The 20104-nt window shown below is 57.1% G+C and carries 17 protein-coding genes; 8 read left to right on the top strand and 9 right to left on the bottom strand.

The window, feature by feature from the left end; all coding sequences use genetic code 11:
• Positions 1–119 precede the first annotated feature (119 nt).
• On the top strand, positions 120–908 hold the full coding sequence (locus F617_RS0122150) for a DUF4394 domain-containing protein (RefSeq protein WP_019566760.1): 789 nt from the start codon (positions 120–122) through the stop codon (positions 906–908).
• Between the two features lie 477 nt (positions 909–1385).
• Complete coding sequence (locus tag F617_RS0122145) at positions 1386–5828, top strand: putative Ig domain-containing protein (protein WP_019566759.1); 4443 nt, start codon at positions 1386–1388, stop codon at positions 5826–5828.
• Positions 5829–5884: 56 nt separating this feature from the next.
• Here the strand turns inward: F617_RS0122145 and F617_RS0122140 are convergent, their stop codons facing one another.
• The 3 genes from F617_RS0122140 to F617_RS27255 are packed head-to-tail and all read right to left on the bottom strand — an operon-like array spanning position 5885 to position 7731.
• Complete coding sequence (locus F617_RS0122140; RefSeq protein WP_019566758.1) at positions 5885–6586, bottom strand: SDR family oxidoreductase; 702 nt, start codon at positions 6584–6586, stop codon at positions 5885–5887.
• Between the two features lie 19 nt (positions 6587–6605).
• Complete coding sequence (locus F617_RS0122135) at positions 6606–7136, bottom strand: lipocalin family protein (protein ID WP_026331012.1); 531 nt, start codon at positions 7134–7136, stop codon at positions 6606–6608.
• A gap of 31 nt (positions 7137–7167) precedes the next feature.
• Entirely contained in the window at positions 7168–7731 is a 564-nt protein-coding gene (locus F617_RS27255; RefSeq protein WP_034502463.1) for a hypothetical protein, read from the bottom strand.
• Positions 7732–7976: 245 nt separating this feature from the next.
• Between F617_RS27255 and F617_RS0122125 the strand changes: the two genes are divergently transcribed.
• The 3 genes from F617_RS0122125 to F617_RS0122115 all read left to right on the top strand — a co-directional run bounded on the left by F617_RS0122125 (position 7977) and on the right by F617_RS0122115 (position 9460).
• Positions 7977–8414 carry a curlin gene (locus F617_RS0122125; RefSeq protein WP_013761025.1) on the top strand — a complete coding sequence of 146 codons (438 nt, stop codon included), beginning with the start codon at positions 7977–7979 and terminating at the stop codon, positions 8412–8414.
• Positions 8415–8479: 65 nt separating this feature from the next.
• A complete protein-coding gene (gene csgH / locus F617_RS0122120; RefSeq protein WP_019566755.1) occupies positions 8480–8878 on the top strand; it encodes a curli-like amyloid fiber formation chaperone CsgH in 399 nt (132 codons plus the stop codon).
• 168 nt (positions 8879–9046) lie between these two features.
• Positions 9047–9460, top strand: a complete 414-nt coding sequence (locus F617_RS0122115) for a cryptic curlin major subunit (protein WP_019566754.1) — start codon at positions 9047–9049, stop codon at positions 9458–9460.
• A gap of 218 nt (positions 9461–9678) precedes the next feature.
• On the opposite strand, the gene phrB is transcribed toward F617_RS0122115, so the two are convergent.
• From phrB to F617_RS0122075, 6 genes are all read right to left on the bottom strand, one after another.
• Positions 9679–11202 (bottom strand): (6-4)DNA photolyase, encoded by a 1524-nt coding sequence (gene phrB, locus F617_RS0122110; protein WP_080802147.1) that lies wholly within the window; start codon positions 11200–11202, stop codon positions 9679–9681.
• 44 nt (positions 11203–11246) lie between these two features.
• Positions 11247–11807 carry a GNAT family N-acetyltransferase gene (locus F617_RS0122105; RefSeq protein ID WP_019566752.1) on the bottom strand — a complete coding sequence of 187 codons (561 nt, stop codon included), beginning with the start codon at positions 11805–11807 and terminating at the stop codon, positions 11247–11249.
• 102 nt (positions 11808–11909) lie between these two features.
• On the bottom strand, positions 11910–12905 hold the full coding sequence (locus F617_RS0122100) for a hypothetical protein (protein ID WP_019566751.1): 996 nt from the start codon (positions 12903–12905) through the stop codon (positions 11910–11912).
• Between the two features lie 150 nt (positions 12906–13055).
• Positions 13056–14381 carry a bifunctional diguanylate cyclase/phosphodiesterase gene (locus F617_RS0122095; RefSeq protein WP_019566750.1) on the bottom strand — a complete coding sequence of 442 codons (1326 nt, stop codon included), beginning with the start codon at positions 14379–14381 and terminating at the stop codon, positions 13056–13058.
• A 288-nt stretch (positions 14382–14669) separates the two neighbouring features.
• Positions 14670–15695: a cyclopropane-fatty-acyl-phospholipid synthase family protein gene (locus F617_RS0122080; protein WP_013761034.1), complete on the bottom strand. Its 1026-nt coding sequence runs from the start codon at positions 15693–15695 to the stop codon at positions 14670–14672.
• Positions 15692–16486, bottom strand: a complete 795-nt coding sequence (locus tag F617_RS0122075; RefSeq protein WP_019566748.1) for a DUF1295 domain-containing protein — start codon at positions 16484–16486, stop codon at positions 15692–15694. The genes F617_RS0122080 and F617_RS0122075 overlap by 4 nt, the downstream gene beginning before the upstream one ends.
• Positions 16487–16672: 186 nt before the next feature.
• Between F617_RS0122075 and F617_RS0122070 the strand changes: the two genes are divergently transcribed.
• The 3 genes from F617_RS0122070 to F617_RS0122060 are packed head-to-tail and all read left to right on the top strand — an operon-like array spanning position 16673 to position 20080.
• Positions 16673–18046, top strand: coding sequence for an NAD(P)/FAD-dependent oxidoreductase (locus F617_RS0122070; RefSeq protein WP_019566747.1), 1374 nt, complete (start codon positions 16673–16675; stop codon positions 18044–18046).
• Complete coding sequence (locus F617_RS0122065; protein ID WP_019566746.1) at positions 18043–18861, top strand: DUF1365 domain-containing protein; 819 nt, start codon at positions 18043–18045, stop codon at positions 18859–18861. Before F617_RS0122070 ends, F617_RS0122065 begins: the two co-directional genes overlap by 4 nt.
• A complete protein-coding gene (locus F617_RS0122060; protein WP_019566745.1) occupies positions 18848–20080 on the top strand; it encodes a cyclopropane-fatty-acyl-phospholipid synthase family protein in 1233 nt (410 codons plus the stop codon). The genes F617_RS0122065 and F617_RS0122060 overlap by 14 nt, the downstream gene beginning before the upstream one ends.
• Positions 20081–20104 lie beyond the last annotated feature (24 nt).

Genomic DNA, 20104 nt, shown 5'->3' with positions numbered 1-20104 from the left:
GCAAATATTTTTTCGCTGTCTGCATCCAAATGCACCCTGCCCGGTGTCTTGAACTGTGGAAGCGTCGAAAACCAACCGCTGGACGCCTTCCGAACGGTTCAACGCACGGGAGAAACACCATGAATATCATCCGCTCCACTCTGATCGCCTCCGCCGCTTTCGCAGCATCGGCAAGCATCGCGGTTTCAGCACCGGTCCTCGGGCTGACCGGCGACAAGACGCTCGTCATGTTCGACACTGACAAGCCTGCCGTTACAAAGACAATGGATGTCACCGGCGTCGACAAGCTCATTGGCATCGATTTTCGCCCCGGTAACAAGACTGTCATCGGTGTAACGCCGGACCACCGCATCGTCTCCATCAACCTTGAGACAGGTGCTGCAACCGATGTGGCCAAGATGGACAAGATGCTGACCATGACCGAAGCGCCTGTTGTGGTCGATTTCAACCCAGCAGCGGATCGTCTTCGTTTCATGACCGGCACGACCAATCACCGCGTGCATCCCGACACCGGCGCTGTAACGGTTGATGGAACACTGGCTTTCGAAGATGGCGACATGCACAAGGGAGAAGCGCCAAACATCGTTGCCGCCGCCTATACCAACTCGATCGGCAAGCCGGAAAAGACGGCCATGTACAATATCGACGCGACCATCCGCGCCCTGGTTCAGCAGACGAAGCCGAATGACGGCACACTGAAGGCAATCGGCAAGCTCGGCCTCAAGGACATGCCGGCAACCTACGCATTCGATATCCACGGCGAGGAAGGCGGCAAGAACACCGCATACCTGGCCGCCGGCAACACGCTTTACACCGTCAACCTCGAAACCGGCGCTGCCACCGAAATCGGCGGGATCACAGGCGCAGACAACGGCTTGCGCGACATCACTATTCTTCCCGCGATGTGATTGGGGGTCGTAGACTGGGGATTTTAGTTGTCAGAAAGGGCTGGTCCGGTTGTGCGGGCCGGCCTCTTTTATTTAATCGGTAATGTTGACGATCAGATATTCGGAAACAGATCTTATTGTTGGGGTGTATGACAGTCGTCCGTTAACGATCGAGCGTAAGCCAACGAAAATATTGATAACACTGACACATACACCCACCGCCGTCAAAGAACCGATAAGTCCCCGCGACACCTTACCAGCTCCCTCAGTCTTGCCGTATCGCGCACCACATCGTCTTCGCTATCTTTCCATAGGCAAACACAAATACGGCACACCCTGTTCAAAATGCGTGTCTAACTCGAGTTATTTTCCACCTAATGGTTGACTCCATGTAATCTATTTAAATACCTGCTAGTAAAAGTTTATGCGCATATTCTAATGCTGGGGGGCATGATGGGTGGCAGGTTGAGCTCGTGGAAAGACGCTGCAGGTCGTGCGGTGTCCTGTCTTCATACGATATCCAGAACGGGCGCCATCGCTCTTTCGCTTCTCCTTGTCCTAGCGACACAGGCGCTTGCCCAGTCCGTCACGGTTTCGGCCGTGCCTGCGACGTTCAATGGCCTTGGCGATAACATCCGTTTCGATTACGTTATTGATCCCGGCTCCTACACCATCACCAGCATCAATCCCACAACCACGTCCATCAAGGGTGCAGTAGTATCCTGTCCCAGCGTGGGCAGCGGCCTTGAATGGCCCAACAAGCTGACATGTACTGCGGCTTACCGCGTCGACGAATTGGATGTCATGGCCGGGCAGTTTTCGGATTTCGCCAGTTTCTCCGGCACCCGGGTGGGCGGACATTCTTTCAGCTTTACCAGCAATACGCTCGTCGTACGCGCCGTAGCAGGCGGGCCTGTCGTCCTGTCGGTAACGTCTTCGCCCAACCCATCCTTGCCCGGCCAAGAGGTGGAAGTCACGGCAACCGTCTCCTCCATGGGCTGCAATGCCGGCCAGTCGCCTCCGGGGAGCGTCAGCATTTCCATCGGTTCCCAATCGGCCAATCTCGGTCTGGCGCCGACCGGGCCGGTGAGCCCGGCATCTTCCGCCACCTTCCGGACGACGAGCCTGTCATCCGGAACATATCCAGTAAGCGCTTCCTACACAGGAGGCAGTGGCTGCAGCACATCTTCCGCAAGCGGCTCCGATCACACGGTCGAAACCAAACCGACTGTGACGATCAATCAGGCAACAGCGCAAGCGGACCCGACGTCTCGGTCGCCGATCCTGTTCGACGTCGCTTTCGACAAACCCATTGTTGGTTTTTCCGGCGCCGATGTGCAGCTGTCCGGCACGGCCGGCGCCACCACGGCCACGATTTCTGGTTCCGGTCCCACCTATCAGGTGGCGGTGTCGGGCATGAACCGGGCCGGAACCGTTGTTGCAACGATCCCAGCCGGAAGTGTCACGACACCGGCCGGCCTCGCAAACGAGGCGTCGACGAGTTCGGACAATTCGGTCTCATACGACCCGGTCAAAATCACCCCTGTCGCGATTGCCGATCCAGCCTATCAACAGGTTTATGGTCCGGTGGGCCTGACCGCGAGCGGCGGTAGTGCGCCTCACAGCTTTGCGGTCTCAGCAGGCACGCTGCCCGGCGGGCTTTCTCTTTCCAGCAACGGTGAGCTGACCGGCATTCCAACTCAGACCGGCAATTTCAGTTTTACCGTGACGGCAACCGACTCTGACGGTGCGACAGGAGAACAATCCTATTCCGTTTCCATCGCGGCACCCGTGATAGATATAAGTCCCACTTCCATCCCTAATGCGACGTATGACATAGCTTACAACCAGACCCTAACAGCCTCGGGCGGTGCATCACCACACAGCTTCTCAGTGAGCACGGGCTCGCTGCCGCCGGGCCTTTCATTGGCTGGCTCCGGCGAGCTTTCCGGCACGCCGATCTTGTCGGGCACCTATAACTTCACAGTCACCGCATCCGATGTAAATGGCCAGACGGGCAGCCGCGCTTATTCCATTAGTGTCGCATTCACTCTGCCCGATGCGCCGGTGGGTCTGATGGCAACCGCTGGTGACACCCAGGCGGCCGTGTCCTTCCAGCCGCCGCCACGCAATGGTGGTGTGGCGATCACGGGTTATATCGTGACAGCGACCCCCGCAGATGTGGCGCCGGTAGCAGGGGGGAACAGCCCCATCGTTGTCACAGGCCTAACCAACGGCCAAAGCTACACGTTCACGGTTACCGCCGAAAATGCTGCCGGTCAGAGTGTCGCCTCCGTTCAATCAAACAGCGTCACTCCGAAAGCGTCACAGACGCTCACGTTCAACAATCCGGGACCGCAGACGTTTGGAACGACGCCCACGCTGACGGCTAGCAGCGATTCCGGATTGACTCCGATTTTTACTTCCGTCACGACCGGCACCTGCACAATTACAAGCAGTGGCCTTCTGACCTTTGTTTCTACAGGCACATGTACGATCAATGCGGATCAGCCCGGCGACAGCGATTATCTTCCTGCGAGCCAGATCACGCGCTCGTTCACCGTCAATCCACAGGCACCTGTGGCCAACGCGGTCTCGGTCAGTGTCGCACCTGATTCGTCCGACAACGTCATCGCTCTCAATGTGACGGGTGGAGACCCGGCCAGCGTCGCCATCGCCACGGCTCCGTCCAATGGCAACGCGACAGCAACCGGAACCATGATCACCTATACGCCAAGACCGGCATATACGGGTCAGGACAGTTTCACCTATACGGCAACGAATGTCAGCGGTGTGTCTGCGCCTGCAACCGTCACAGTTTTGGTCACGGCGACGACACTCGTCTTCTCTCCCTCCGCAGGACGGCTGACGGATGCATTCGTCGATATGCCCTATAGCCAGACCGTCACAGTATCAGGCGGCAATGCACCCTATCAATATACGAGCAGCGGCGCGCTGCCCGATGGCCTCAACCTGAATTCCGCCACCGGAGAGATCACGGGCAATCCGACGACGGAAGGAAATGCGAGCTTCAATATCACCGCACGCGACACCAACGGCGTTACCGCTTCTGCTGCCTACACCATAGCTGTCCTGGTTGCCGCGCCTGTCGCAAGCGACAGCACAGTAACCGTCGTCGCAGATAGTACCGGCAATCCCGTACCTCTCGGCATATCGGGAGGCAGGCTGGACACAATCGCTGTTATCACCGGCCCATCACACGGAACTGTCAGCGTGATCGGCACCAGTGTTACCTACACGCCGAACAGCGGCTATTCCGGCACCGACAGCTTTACCTATTCGGCGAGAAACTCTTCGGGCAATTCGTCCGCCACGGTCACGATCACAGTTACACCGCCAGCGGGCGCCCTCGCCCTTTCACCCGCAGGCGGAGCTTTGACGGAAGCGATGGCAGGAGAAGCTTACAGCCAGTCCATCACGGCTTCCGGCGGCACCAACCCGCTGCTCTACAGCCTTGCCGGCGGTACATTGCCAAAAGGTATGATCCTCAATCTTTCAACCGGTGAACTCACAGGTCCGCTGGAGACCGAAACCGAGGGTGACTATAGCTTTACCGTTCAGGTGCGGGACGCTCGAGGGGCAACCGCTGCAGCAGCCTATACGCTGAAAGTGAAGACCCGCGAAATCAACGTCGCCAACCGGGAGATCAGCGTAGCGCCGGGCGCAACACCGCCGAATATCAATCTCGCCACAGGCGCCACGGGCGGTCCCTTCACCGGCGCCGATCTCACCTTTGTCAGTCCTGCCAACGCCGGTCGGGCAAGCATCGTGAACGGCGAATTCGCTCAGGCCGGCGGTACGCAGGCGACGGGATTGTACCTCAAATTCATCCCCAATCCCGCATTCTCGGGTCAAGCCCGGGTGGGTTTTCGTCTCGTCAGTGCACTGGGTGCCTCCAACGAGGGGACCGTCACCTATAATCTCGGTTACGATGCTGCACAGGTGGCAGACGAGATAAATGATCTCGTGCATGGATTTGTCCGCGCCAGACAGAACATCATCGCGTCAACGATCAAGGTGCCGGGCCTTCTTGAACGGCGACAGATGGTCAACGCCACCAGTGCCGTCACTTCACGTGCAATGCCTTCCGGAGAGGGCATGGTTCTGAGTTTCGCCACCAGCCTTGCGCAGATCGAAGCTGCCCGAAACAACGCCGATGGCGTGACGAGAACGGAAATGCCGCTTTTCAACATCTGGCTTGACGGCTCGTTCCTCGTCCACAACCGGGATGAATCGGGAAGCAAATGGGGCAGCTTCGCCATGGTTTCAGCAGGTGTGGACTATTTGCTTTCCGACAAGGCAATGCTTGGTTTTTCCTTCCATTTCGACCGCATGACGGATCCGACGAACGGTGACAACGAGTTGACCGGTAACGGCTGGCTCCTTGGCCCCTATGCCTCGTTTGAAATCGCCAGAAGCGTTTTCTGGGACAGCAGCCTGCTGTATGGCGGCTCTGCGAACGACATCGATACACCCTTCTGGGACGGATCCTTCGATACCAGCCGTTGGCTTTTCGACACGTCGATCTCGGGACGCTGGGACATCAATGACGTCACGACCTTCACGCCCAGATTTCGAGGTGTTTATCTATCCGAGACTATCGAAAACTATACAGTCGGCAATGACGTTGGTGACCTGATCGAGCTGCGCGGTTTTAAGGAAGAGCAACTGCGTGTCAGCCTCGGCGCCGAGATTGCGCGCCAGATTTCCCTTGAAAACGGTTCCATCATGACACCGAAATTCGGCGGAACAGTTGGTGTTTCGGGGCTGGATGGAGAAGGCGCCTTTGGCTCCCTCAGCACGGGAGTAACAGTTGAGACTGCGGAAAACTGGTCCATTGACGCCGGCCTCCTTTTTAACATTGAAGGCGATGGGGAAACCTCGGCTGGCGCAAGAGTGGGTGTCAGCAAAAAGTTTTAGACCAGGGGCTTCGTCACCATCACAATCGTCGGATAATCCCTTGCAGACGATGGCACTCACCATTCGATCCTTGAACCGTCATAGGCAAAAAACTGCCCTGTTTGTGCCGGTGTGAGACCATCGATTGTTTCCATCAGGCGCGCGGCAGACTGCTGCGGGGTGAACAAGTCTTTGCCCTTCGAAAATTGCTTGGACAGCTCTGTTTCGACTGTTCCGGGATGAAGCGCCACGATGATGGCCTGTGGGTTTGTGCGGGCGATTTCGATGGCTGCGGTTCGGATGATCTGATTTTGAGCGGCCTTGGATGCTCTGTAGGAGATCCATCCGCCCAATCTGTTGTCGCCAATCGAGCCAACGCGCGCGGACAGGGAGGCGAAAATGCTTCGCCCGTCTCTGCGCAGAAGCGGGGTGAAATACTTGAGCAGCAAAGCAGGGCCTATGGCATTGACCGCAAACTGCCTCGCCATTTGAACTTCGTCGATCGCCCTTATCGATTTTTCGGGACCGGCACCATCGACCGTCAAGGCACCGGTTGCATTGAATATCAGGTCGAAGGATCCGCGCTGAGCCTCCAGACGGGCGGCAACTTCGCGCACTCTGGTTTCGTTCGTTATATCGAGACCATCGACGCTTCGCGAGAGCGGCAAGGCGAACGCGCAACGAGGGTCGGCCTCGAAGTGCGACAACAGGGCTCCACCAACGCCGCCGGATGCGCCCAAGACGATCGCCCTGTAGCCATTTTCAAGCGACTGCATCATCCATGCGCTCCATCAGCTGTTATTTCTGGACCGGAAACTCGAGCTTGCTGACGTCGTAGCCAAGCTCACGTGCTTTCGTGATCATTTTATTGAGCTTCGTTTTGGACGGGATGTTGCGGGCGTAGATCCACACATCGCCGGTCGACGGGTTGGCGCTGATGAACCAGGACTTATCAGGCGATTTGTAGAAAACCCAATAATTGAATGTGATGAAAAGAGGGTAGCGAACGCGCATCTTCGCATTGGTTGATCCGAAATCCTCGATCTTGCCGACGCCGTTCACCGTCTTGAGGCGACCCTTCGGATTTCCTGCTCGACAGCCATCTTCTATCAGCACTTCATCCGCCGATGCTCCCTGCCGATAGGTGGAATATCCTGCAACACATCCGTCTGTCAGCAACATGGGTGTACGGCCGATTTCAAGCCAGGTACCGCGGTAATGATCGAGACCCACGGCAACCGGTTTGGGGGCTGCGGAAACCGCAGAACCGGCAAACAGAAACAGCGAAAATGTCAGGGCACCAATCACGCGGTTACAATGTCTAAGCATAAACTCCTCCTGTCGATGGCACGGCTCTTGTTCAGATTTCGGTTCGCCGTGAAATGCCGGCATATCTAAGGGCGATAAAGACCATGAGGCTCGCGGCAGAGAACGCATTCAGATTGAGAAGCGTTGCAAGATCATCTGCCGACCAGGATTGCAGCGGCGCGCCCAGAAACGTCCGCGAGAAAAAGAAAGCGATGAAGACGAGGATTGCCATCGCATATTGCCAGAGCTTCTCGTCTGCGCGGAACGACATGGCTGCAAGCATGATGCAGGCTGCGAAGAAAAATTCGGTGCCAGAAGCCTGGCCGAATATTTTGGTTTCAAACAGCGTGTCGATTGTTCCCACCAAAGGGAGAGCGAGGCGCGCGGCCAAAGGGGACTTTTTCGCCAGGAATGGTATCGCGAGAAAGAACGGCACCGACAATAGCGTGACAAGCGATGCCGCAGCTCCGTCATCGACCAGATACCACACGTAAAGCGGATAAAATGGCTTGTTGAGGATGATGACCCAGGCAACGGTTATGGTTGCTCGTGTCAGATCATCTCTTGCAGCAGACCCTGCATTAGCGGGCTGGCTAGCGTGGCTTTGAAGCTCCATCGGACCCAGATTCGTCTCCCTTTTCGCCTGAACATTGAAGGCGCAAGCCATGTACGAAAGGCGAGCCAATTTGGTTTCATCCTGCCAAGAAAACTTTAGGCGTCCTGTTCGTCAACATTGTTGCGACGCTGGGACCATACCCCGCCAATGAACCACGACTGAATAATCTCTTCAGCTTCCGTTCCAACGAGACCGTCTACAACAAAGACGTTCAACCGCGGTCTTATCCGCCTGAGGAGACAGTCATGATCCGTACGTCTTTCGTTGCAATTGCACTCTCCGCTCTCGTTGGCTTCACCGCCACGGCCCCCGCCATGGCCAACGATGTGCGCATCGAACAATATGGCTGGTCGAACTCTGCCGGTGGCGCACAGGAAGGTTATGGCAACCGGATCCGCACCTACCAGAACGGCGGCTATAACCGGATCGTCGGCCATCAATATGGTCGTCACAACCTTTCGGCTGTCGGTCAGGAGGGGCATGACAATTACGGCTCCACCTATCAGAACGGCAGCCGCAACGTGGCGGGCATCGGCCAGTTCGGCTCAAACCACACCACCATCCTGACCCAGGACGGCAACGGAAACATCGCGGCCGGTGTTCAGGTTGGCCGTGGCTGCAGCGCCAATGTGAACCAGGGCGGTAATGATAATGTCGCGGCCTTCGTGCAGGCCTGCCCATAAGCCGCCGCAGGCCTTGACGTGCAACTGGTCGAGATCAAGTCAACAGATCATCAAGGAGACTAGCCATGCCCCATAGCGTCACACATCCACGCCGCCTGGCGGCTATCCTTGCCGTTGCACTCCTTCCCTTCGGCGCCATTGCAGCCATGTCGACCGCAAATGACCTGAGCGAAGACAAGGTTTGCGAGATAAAGGCAACACCACAGGCGGGCATGGTCAGGTTGGAGGCCTTCGCAAAGGGCAACACCGGTGCTGGAGGTACCTATGCCTTTCACGTCGAAAATTCAGGAGGCAGCGGGAGTTCCGTCATCAACCAGGGCGGTGGCTTTGATGCCGCTGCCGGGCGTTCGCAACTTCTGACTTCGGTAACGCTTGGCGCGAAGGGAGCGCAGTACAAGGCAGTGCTCGATCTCGAAATCGATGGCAGGCGCTTCAGCTGCACGAAACAGGTTGGCGGCGACTAGGCTGACCTCAACTATACATTTCCACCAGAGAGGGCGCCGGTTGAGCGCCCTTTTCTTTGATCATCGTGCAGCGACTGAACGACATGTGAATGGGCAATTCCGTTCGGGTTCAGTTGCAGGATGCGAGAGTGGATCATCGGCAAGGGCACTGACAGAATGGAGATCAGAATGACCCGCAACGTGTTGAAACTTCTCACCGTCACTCTGCTTGTTGGAGGCCTTGCGCCGCTCGGATTTACGGCTCCCGCCCATGCCGGTGGCCGCATTTCCTTTGACCTCGCGCCCGGCAATTCCGGGGATGGTGACCTGCTCTCAACCGGTCTGCGCGCATACTCGCTTTATCGCGATCTGAAAGACGCAGACATCCGGCAACTGGGCCGGGGAAATGCGGCAGGCATCGCCCAGAACGGTCGCGGCAATCTCGGCTTTATCCGGCAGCGGGGCAACGGCCATTCCGCAACGCTGCAGCAAAACGGCAATAATAATGCCTATGGCATTTTCCAGTATGGGCGGAACACCGAAACCAACGTAGAGCAGAACGGAGACAACGGCAGCGGCCTGACATTCAGCTACGGCTGGTAACTGATAGTTTAAAGTAAGCTGAGAAACGCGGCAGGCTTCACGTCGTTTCCGATAGCTCGCCATCGTCGCTCTCATCATTGGCGCCATTGCCGCATGGACCGGCGGCGCTGTCGGCACCACGCGGAGCTGGGTTTACGAGCCGCGTCATGACTGAGACATGCGCAGGGACAGTTCTGATCGGGTGTCCCGCCGTCGGCAAAAGCAGAGAAAGGGCCGCGTCAGCTCAGGCGGTTCAAAAACAGAGCTGCCTTTGCCCTGATGTCATGGCGGACGTCTTCGCTCATCCGGGACCATGTGGCATAGGGCTGCGCCAGACGATGGTTGGATTTCAGCTTTTCACGGTTGCGGGCCAGAAAATCCCAGTATAGCGCGTTGAATGGACAGGCCTTGTCACCGAGACGCTCCTTGGGATCATAGCGGCAACTACTGCAATAGTCCGACATGCGATTGATGTAGTTGCCACTTGCGGCATAGGGCTTTGTTCCGAGAAAGCCGCCATCGGCGAACTGGCTCATGCCGATCACATTCGGCAGTTCAACCCATTCATAGGCATCCGCATAGACCTCGAGATACCATTGATGAACGGCCTTCGGATCAATGCCGGCGAGAAGGGCAAAGTTTCCCGTGATCATCAGGCGCTGGATATGGTGAGCATAGGCATTTTCGATGGTTTCCGTAATTACGGTCGCCATGCAGTTCATGTGGATTTTGCCCGTCCAGTAAAAGCCCGGCAGCGGCCTGTCGTTTTGGAAGAAATTGCTGTCGACATAGTCAGGCCCGGCAAACCAGTAGATGCCACGCATATATTCCCGCCAGCCGATGATCTGGCGAATGAAACCCTCGACGGCATTGAGCGGTGCCGCGCCCTCGTAGTAGGCGCGCTCCGCCGCCCTGCAGACCTCCAGCGCATCCAGCAGCCCGCAATTGATGTAAAAAGACAGAAGCGAGTGGTTCAGATACGGGTCATCCTGCAGCATGGCATCCTGCGTGGCGCCGAAATTCATCAGGAAATCGTTTATGAAGGCACTGAGCGCCCGCTCGGCATCGGCGCGGGTGACGGCGAAACCAAAGTTCTCAAGCTTGCCGAAATTGTCGGGAAACAGCCGCTCGACGGTGTCGATGACATCCCTTGTTATCCTGTCCGGTGCGAAGACCGGGTGTCTTGGCCTCAGCAGGTCCGGCTTGGCGGGGCTGCGGTTTTCCGAGTCAAAATTCCAGCGTCCACCGACCGGCTCTTCGCCATTCATCAACAGGCCAGTCTTGCGACGCATTTCCCGGTAGAAATATTCCATCGTCAGGCTTTTGCGCCCGGCCGCCCAGCGCTCGAACTCCTCGTGGCTGGCAAGAAAGCGCCGATCAGGGCGGATATCGACCTCGATGTTGAAGGCACTGGCGAAGCGCTCGATCTCTGACTTGACGCGCCATTCTCCAGCCTCGGTGACGCAGATTCTGGAAGGGGTCAGGTCGTTTAACGCCCGCTGCACCTCGCCGGAGAAGGAGCCCGCATTGTCGCGATCATCAATTCGCGTGTAGCGAACCCGGTATCCTTCGCCACGCAGTTCCTCGGCGAAGTGGCGCATGGCGGAAAAGATGAAGGCGATCTTCTTTTTGTGATGGCCGACATAGGTAGCCTCCGCCATTACCTCGCAAAGCAGGATCGTGTCGCGCGTCTTGTCGACCCCATCCAGCGAAGATACGGAGGGACTTAATTGATCGCCGAGGATCAAGACCAGTTGAGACACCGACAATTCCCTTCAAACCCGACATAATCATCACCTGCGCAAGATCACGGGCTGGACGCCCACTCCCTCCTCAGGGTGGCATAGATGAATTCATCCCCCCAGGTCCCGCCAAATCGGTCATTCTCGATCAAATGCGCTTCTTTCCGCAGGCCAAGGCGTTCAACAACGCCGATCGATCCGTGGTTCAGGGCATCCAGCCGCGCGAAAATCCGGTGATATCCGAGCGTCTCGAAGCCGAGGCTTATCATGGCCCGGACGGCTTCCGTCGCATATCCCTTACCTGAAAAATCAGGATTGAAGACATAACCGACTTCCGCCTGCAAAGCTGCCTTGCTCGCAATTTTAAGCAGGACTTCGCCGATCAACGTGTCATCGTCACTGCGCGTAACGGCAAGTCGCAACGTATCGCCGTCCTCTTCGAACGGAGCCTCGAGCAGCGCTGCGAATTGGGTTTTCACCGCATCATCCGAAGGCGGTGCGGCATAGAGGAAACGGTAGACGTCATCGCGCGTGTTGTAATCGGCGTATGATGCGAGATCAGCGGCCTGGAATTTACGAAGGATCAGCCGGTCGGTCTTTATCGGTAGGTAGGTCTCAGGGTTCATTAATGCGCACTTTCAATAATGCGCGATATCTGGGGTCGCGTGCACCTGATCGCAAGAGAGCCCTCCATCGAGATCGTTCAGAGTAGCTTGTCCACCAGTGCGCTAGTCGGAAAGGGTGGCCAGAAGCTTTCCGCCTCTGTTCAGCACGCTTGACCGAGGCGACACCGGTTCAGAACCGGTAGACTTAGAAGATGGTGTTATCAACCATGCACCGGAATAATCAGTCCGGATGTGCCGGGGATTGAGGCGAATTCCACTGCCGGCTGCGAAGTGGAGCGCGCCCGCCGTTGCTTCCTTCGACAAAACCGCGCTTCGGATTTCATAGAGTTTTCTTTCGCCATCGAGGGCGAGCGTGACATCCTCAAGAGCGAAATCATCAATGCGGATAGCCTGGCCCGTGGGCGTGTCGAGAACCCACCTGTCGGAATCGATGAAACCGTCAGTATAGACATTGCCGGAGGAGGCACGCAGAAACGTGCCCTTCGGCAAGACAATGCCGTCGACGATATTCCCGTCGGCAAGGACACATCGGCTGAAAGCGGATACATCCCCGTCCGCCTTCAGGTCAAACTCCACCGGTTGTGTCGCATCGCAGCGCCAGCCGCTCTGCAGGGTCACGCCGTTGCCCGTCACGCGCATCGTCTCCGGAACAAAGCCGACGGTCTCATAATTTCCGTTGGTTTTTATCGCGATATAGCGGGCGATCTCGACGGCATCGACATTCGCGACCCGCAGGGGATGGGGGAAGACCGCGCGGTTGAAGGATTCCCTGGTGTCGGGCACGGCCAGTTCAAGTTTCGTGCCTTTGGGCATGTCGATCTGGCCAAGGCGCACCGGCTCCCCAAGCTCCGGGCGATAGCTAGACGCCATTTCCCTGTCATAGGCACGCATCTGGAGATAGAAATTACCGAACTGCCAAAGTGTAAAAATCGCAATGGCGGTCGCCAGACCATAGGGCAGCATCATCGGGCGCGCCCAGCGGCCTCCTGCGTATCGTGCAATCAACACTACTGTCCAGATACCCCAGACCAGTGTCGTGGCAAGAAGGAAGGCAAGCAAAAGCAGCGTTTCGACGGAGGGTAGTGCTACTGGGATCATGCGAACCAATGAAATGATGCGGATCGGTAGCGATCCTGACGGGCAAGATAGCTCTACCCGACGAATGGTGCGTTGTTCAACGCCCGGATCTGCCGGCAGGCACGCCACTGAATTCGATCCGGATGCCTCAGCCTATCGCAAAACGTCCGGTCAGGACGATGGACGGGCGGCATATTGCTCGAATTCGACGAGGCTCGTCGGCCTCGCAAAAAGATAGCCCTGAAACAATCGGCAGCCGTAGGACAGCATCATCCGCAGCTCCGCCTCGGTCTCCACGCCTTCGGCCAGAACTTCCAATGAAAGGTCGTGCCCCATCTGGACGATGTTTCGCGTGATTGTCGCCATACGCCCGCTTTCGGTCACCCCCGTCACGAAGCTGCGATCAATCTTGATCTGTTTGAGCGGCAATTGCCGGAGGTAGCTCAGTGAGGAGTAGCCAGTGCCGAAATCGTCGAGTGAAATCGTGAAGCCGGAACGATCAAGGAGCTTCATTTTCGCGATCGCTGCTTCTATGTCGAATAGGAAAACGCTCTCGGTCAGCTCCAGCTTGAGAAGTTGTGGCTTGATGCCCTGAGACGAGGCGGCATCAAGAAGCTGCCCGGAAAATCCCGCGTCGACGAAATGATCGGCAGTAATGTTGATCGACAAGGTGAGATTCTGGGTTGCCGGGTTCTCCTGCCATCTCGCAAGTGTCTTGCAGGCTTCGGCAATGACCCAAACGCCGATTGTCGGCATGAAACCGGTTTGCTGCGCAAGCGCGATGAAATCGGCTGGCGGGATGTATCCCCGTTTCGGGTGGTTCCACCGCAACAGCGCCTCTGCGCCAAGCAGCGTGCCATCCGCGCGGACCTGCGCCTGGTAGAAAAGTTCAAACTGGCCATTCGAAAGCGCGGAGCGCAGTTCCAGGGCTTTTTTCGTATGACTGCGAAACTGCGCCTGCATGGCGGCGACACCGCCACACAGCATCAACGCTGCGAAAACGCTGTTGAACCAGGCGCTGATGCTGCGCACATCCTGCGGCATGGGAGTACTGAACGAAAACCGCGCGGCGGACGCGCAGAAGTAAACAAAGGCCATGAGACTTGCCGCGATGACCAGAAACTGGGCGGCGGAACGCTGGCGTTGAAAATTCATGTAGCCGACGAAGATTATGACGAGCAGGTAGAGATGCGTCGTCCTCGGTACGGTATCGTCGGAGACATCGATAGCGACGGAGTACCAGCAGACGAACAGGATGCAGGCGCTCTGTGCCAGAATGAGTCCGAGGGAAAAGTGGCCCATCAGGCAAGTTAGCCAGCACGGCACGATCGCAACCCCTAGAATGAGGAGGCTGAGCGCAATGCCCCATCTTTCCGTGAGAATGAAAAACACGAACCAGCCAGTCGCCAGCGCCACGCCCATCCAGGCTGCAACTCGACACAGGAGAAGAAGATGCTGCGAATATTCCTCTCGGTCTTTTGTTTTCTGAAAAGGCATGCTGACCCTTGGCTTGGACTACGGGGCGAGCCCGCTCCTTGATGCAAAAGCCGAACGGAAGCTAGACGAGGTCGCCGAACTTCGCAGATTTCAAAAAACGGGGTTAAGCAAACAGGAATGAAATACACAAATTTTGCACGATCAAATCATGCACAATCAATCGCATATCCATTTTTCCCGCTTCGCCGGCCTCAGCGGCCTGCGCCAACCGAGGAGACACCTTCGCCGCATCGCGACGAAGGGCGAAGCGGCGCCGGATTGGGTTCGCATGCGCGTGTTTGCAGCGATCTAGACGCGCGCCATGAGGTAGTGTCCAACGCCCCAGACCTTACCGTCTTCGTGCCCGAAAAGACCTGCCGTCGCGAGGAAGAACAGTCTCCAACGCCGTTCCCACAAGCGCGCATCGTTGCCATAGACTCTCTGCAGGATCGGTCGGATACGGTCGATCTCCCGGTCGAAATTTCCAAGCCAGTCGAGGGCCGTCCGGCGATAATGTGATCCCGACCAGCGCCACTCCTGTTCCACGGTGAACTGCGCCGGGAAACGGTGAGGAAGATCGAAGGCAGGCATAATGCCGCCGGTGAAGAAATGCTGCGCGATCCAGTCTGCCCGGTTGCCATGGTCGAAACGATAGGATCGATCCCGGTGATTGAAGACGTGAAGGAAGAACTTGCCCTCGGGCGTCAGCCAGGAGCGGACGCGTTCGAACAATGCCTGCCAGTTCGACATGTGCTCGAACATTTCCACCGATACGACACGGTCGAAACGCTCATCAGTTGTGAAATCATTCATATCGGCCGTCACCACCGAGAGGTTCGACAGCCCACGCTCATTTGCACGTTCGATTATATATTCGCGCTGCGAAGCCGAATTTGAAACGGACGTAATCCGCGCATTGGGAAACCGGCCGGCCATATAAAGGGAGAGCGAACCCCAGCCACAGCCGAGTTCGAGAATATTCATCCCGTCCTGCAATCGGGCATGGGAAACGGTCTCTTCCAGCGCCAATGTTTCAGCCTCATCCAGAGTTGTCTGAGCATTGGGATAAAAGCAGCAGGAATATTTTCTTTGCGCGCCAAGGACGATTGCAAAGAATTCAGCCGGCACCTCGTAGTGCTGCCTGTTCGCCTCGTCGGTGTGCGTGGCGACGGGAAATTTCGCCATATCAGTCACAAAAGCGTTTTCTTCCGCCGCCGGAACGCCAGCAAGTCGCCGTTTGGTGCGCGCGCAGAGCATGTCGATGCCGGCAAGCGTCATATTGTCACTCAGCGGTGCGCGTTCGGCAGCATTGATGGCGAATGCGAGCATGTTCATGGCGTGTCCTCATTCTTGCGTGGCCCCGGAAAGAAGGCGTTGACGCGGTTTTGCAGGGCGCGGAATTTCTCTCCGCGTGATTTCAGCATGTGTTCTTCGAGCGGGGGAATGCCGGAGACGTGGACGAGCAGCCAGTACATCATGGCTGGCGCAGCAAGCGACAACCATGACCACGGCTGCGCATGGATGGCCAACAACGGAAAGCCGCACCAGAAAAGCCACTCGAAAAAGTAGTTGGGATGACGCGAATAACGCCACAGACCAGTCTCGCAGACGCCGGTTTTGGCCTCCGGGGTTTTTCTGAACTGTGAAAGCTGTGCATCGGAGGTCGCTTCTCCAACAAGCGCACCAGCCGCGACGATCAACGCTATCGCATCGATAATGCTTGGAAGTGGCAGAGGATTGCTGGCGGCAAGATAGACGGCGAGAACCAGCACAAAGGCGGCAACGGCCTGAATCTGAAGAAAGGCGAATAGCCGCAACGAGGCATTGCTGCCCCATTCTTCTATAAGCTTCGCGTAACGTGGATCTTCGCCACCTCCCCTCGTCCGCATGCCGATGTGTCCCGCGAGCCGCAGCGACCACACCAATACGAGAAAGAGAACCGCTCCCCGGCGCCAGCTATCTCCATCGGAAAACAAGACGGCAACCACGCCGCCGACCCCGACACTCGCAGACCAGACGGTGTCGATCCAGCCACTCGATCCTGTGTAACGCTGCAACGCCCAGGCTGCCGCCATCAGAAGCGACATCAGCACGGCAAGGGCCACCACAACAGACATCAAAACCATTCCACTCACTGTATTCGAAGGACTTCAGACCAAGTTTCCAGTGGCAACTACGGGCGAGACGGCAAAAGAGTTTCAAGCGCCTGACAAAATTCTGAAAAATTTGCGCGCCGCTGAAACTTATCGATCCGCTCCTTCGTATCTGTCGCAGGCCGTAAAACTGAATTGTGAATGCAATAGCGAGGAACCATGTTCGATACCGAAGCCAAAAGAAAAGACAGCCGGCGAAACATCGCCGTGATCGGAACAGGCATTTCCGGTCTGTCTGCGGCCTGGCTTTTGTCGAAACGGCATGATGTCACGGTTTTCGAGGCTGCGGACCGCGTCGGCGGCCACAGCAACACCGTGACGTTCAAAACTGAACAGGGTGTGGTGTCTGTCGATACGGGGTTCATCGTCTATAATGAGGTGACGTATCCCAATCTGACGGCACTTTTCAAAACGCTGGGAGTGACGACCGCGGCATCCGACATGTCCTTTGCCGTTTCACTGGATGATGGCGGTTTCGAATATTCCGGCGGCTCTGGCTTTGGCCTTTTGGCGCAAAAGAGAAATGCCGTTAGACCGCGCTTCTGGGCAATGCTTGCCGACCTCTTGCGCTTTTATCGCAATGCCCCGCGCGATCTGCCGATGATGGGCGACATGTCGCTCGATGAGTATCTTTCTCAAAACAACTATGGCGACGCCTTTCGCAACGATCATCTTTACCCGATGGCAGCAGCCATCTGGTCTACCCCGGCCATGGAAGTCGGCCGTTACCCGGCAGCACATTTCGTGAAGTTCTGCAGCAATCACGGCCTGCTGTTGCTCCGCAACCGGCCCGTCTGGCGCACCGTTGTCGGCGGCAGCCGGGAATATGTGAAACGACTCACTGCGCCATTCGCCGATCGCATTCGGCTCTCGACACCTGTGACGCGCATCCACCGCCTGGCGGACGGGGTCGAGATCGCCAACACTAACGGCGAATTCGAACGGTTCGACGATGTGGTGATTGCCACACACGCAGATCAGGCGCTGGAGATGCTGACGGACGCGACGCAAGCCGAACGGCGCATTCTCGGCGCGTTTGGCTATACGAAAAACAGGGCGTTACTGCACACGGACAGCAGTTTCATGCCCCGCAGGCGCACCGCCTGGTCAAGCTGGAACTATGTGGCCGATACACGCATTGAAACGGGGCAGCCGAGCATCACCTACTGGATGAACAAGCTTCAGCCTCTGGGTGCAATCCCTGACACCTTCGTAACGCTGAACCCGACACGCGAACCGGAAAAGGGAAAAATCATCACCGAGGAAACTTACCACCATCCTGTTTTCGATGCCGGCACCGAGCAGATGAGGCAGGAACTGTGGGCCTTGCAGGGTTTGAGAAACACCTGGTTCTGCGGCGCCTATTTTGGCTCGGGTTTTCATGAAGACGGCATTCAGGCAGGGCTTGCCGTCGCCGAGGATCTGGGCGGCCTGTCGAGGCCCTGGAAGGTTACCGATGATAGCGGCCGGATCGTCCGTCTGAATTTGGCTTCGCGGAAAAGAACGATCAAACTCGTTGAGGCGATCCCATGACGTCTCATTTCTCCTCCGCGCTTTTTCCCGGACATGTCATGCATGCGCGCTTCAAGCCGAAAGCGCACCGGCTCGCCTATCGCATTTACTCGCTGCTTCTCGACCTTGATGAACTCGATGCGCTTGACCGTAAGCTGCGGCTGTTCTCCGTCGATCGTTTCAACCTGTTTTCCTTTCACCGCCGGGACCGCGGCGACGGGAGCAAGATGGAATTGCGCAACCAGATCGAAAACGCCATGACGGCCGCAGGCATGACCGTCGATGGTGGTCCGATCCGTCTGCTCACCATGCCGCGCATCCTTGGCTGGGCCTTCAATCCACTCAGCGTGTTTTTCTGCCACGGCCGGAACGGGTCTCTCAAAGCCATTCTCTGGGAAGTCGACAACACGTTCGGCGAGCGGCATTCCTATCTGATCCCGGTGGAGACAGAAGGTGCGGCCGAGATCGTCCAGCGCTGCGACAAGGCCTTCTATGTCTCGCCCTTCATGGACATGGATCTCCGTTATGTATTCCGGGTCATACCCCCCGGCGACAAGCTGAAGATCGTTATCGATACATTTGACGACGAGGGGCCAGTCCTGACTGCAAGGCATCTGGCGCGGCGTGTCGAGCTGACCGATGGCGCGCTGCTGAAGGCTTTTGTCACCATCCCCTTTCTTACCCTCAAGGTTGTTGCCGGCATCCATTGGGAAGCACTTAAAATATGGCGCAAGGGTGTGCGGTTAAGAAAACGACCGCGTCCACCTTCTGCCCCTGTCTCCTTCATTCACCCATCACCATCGCAAATCGAGGCCAAACTTCATGACCCCGTTTGACAATCTCAACGAACTATCGCTGGAAAACACGCAGATGCGGCAACGCACCGGTCCCGAAGGCTGGCTCATGGCCAAGCTCTTGAACAACGTCTCCAAAGGCAGACTGCGCGTCATGCTGCCCGGTGGCGGCGTGATTGAGAAATCCGGGGAACATGAGGGCACCGAGGCGACGCTTGTTCTCCATCGCTGGCGCGCGCTACGGCGGCTCATCCTCAATGGCGACATCGGTTTTGCCGAGGGTTACATCGAAGACGACTGGTCCACACCGGATCTGACCGCCCTGATCCGTTTTGCGGCACAGAACAACGACGCTTTCGGGGGATCGACGCGCGGTAGCCTGCCCATGCGCCTCATCAATCGCCTTGGCCACCGCCTGAACGCCAACACAAAGCGCGGCAGCCGCCGCAACATCGAGGCCCATTACGATCTCGGCAACGAATTCTACCGGCAATGGCTCGATTCCTCGATGCTCTATTCGTCGGCGATTTTCGACGATACGACGCCAACGCTTGAGGCGGCCCAACTCAAAAAACTCAACCGCATCGTCGACAAGCTGCAATTGAGCGGCGGTGAGAGCGTATTGGAGATTGGCTGCGGCTGGGGCGCGCTTGCAATCCACCTCGCGACCCAGGCGGATGCCAACGTTACCGGCCTTACCCTTTCGCCATCTCAGTTGAATTGGGCAAAGGCGGCAGCGGAGAAAACCGACAAGGCTGAGCATATCGATCTCAGGCTCGAGGACTACCGCGATGTCGAAGGCAAGTTCGACCGCATCGTTTCCGTCGAGATGTTCGAAGCGGTCGGTGAGGCCTATTGGCCGAGCTATTTCGAAACACTGAAACGCTGCCTGAAACCCGGCGGGCGCGCGGTGCTGCAAATCATCTCCATTGAACCTGCCCGGTTCGATAATTACCGGCGAAACGCGGACTTCATCCAGAAATACATCTTTCCGGGCGGCTTCCTGCCATCTGACGAAGCCCTTGAAAGAGCAATCGGCAGGGCGGGTCTGAGCCTCGCCGATACCGAGCTTTTCGGCCAGTCCTATGCCCGCACGCTGGCGGAATGGCGCCAGCGTTTCCATGCGCGCTGGCAGACAATCTCGCTGTTGGGTTTCGATGACCGCTTCAGGCGGCTCTGGGATTATTACCTCTGCTACTGCGAAGCCGGCTTTACCGAGGGCACCATCAATGTTGGCTTCTACACGATCGAGCACAAATAAGGCGGGCAACAACTGCGGAGAAAG

The organism is Agrobacterium sp. 10MFCol1.1 (genome assembly GCF_000381165.1).
GTDB classification, from domain to species: domain Bacteria; phylum Pseudomonadota; class Alphaproteobacteria; order Rhizobiales; family Rhizobiaceae; genus Agrobacterium; species Agrobacterium tumefaciens.
Note: the sequence above shows the minus strand (reverse complement) of the source record. Positions and strands in the feature narration are given on the sequence as shown.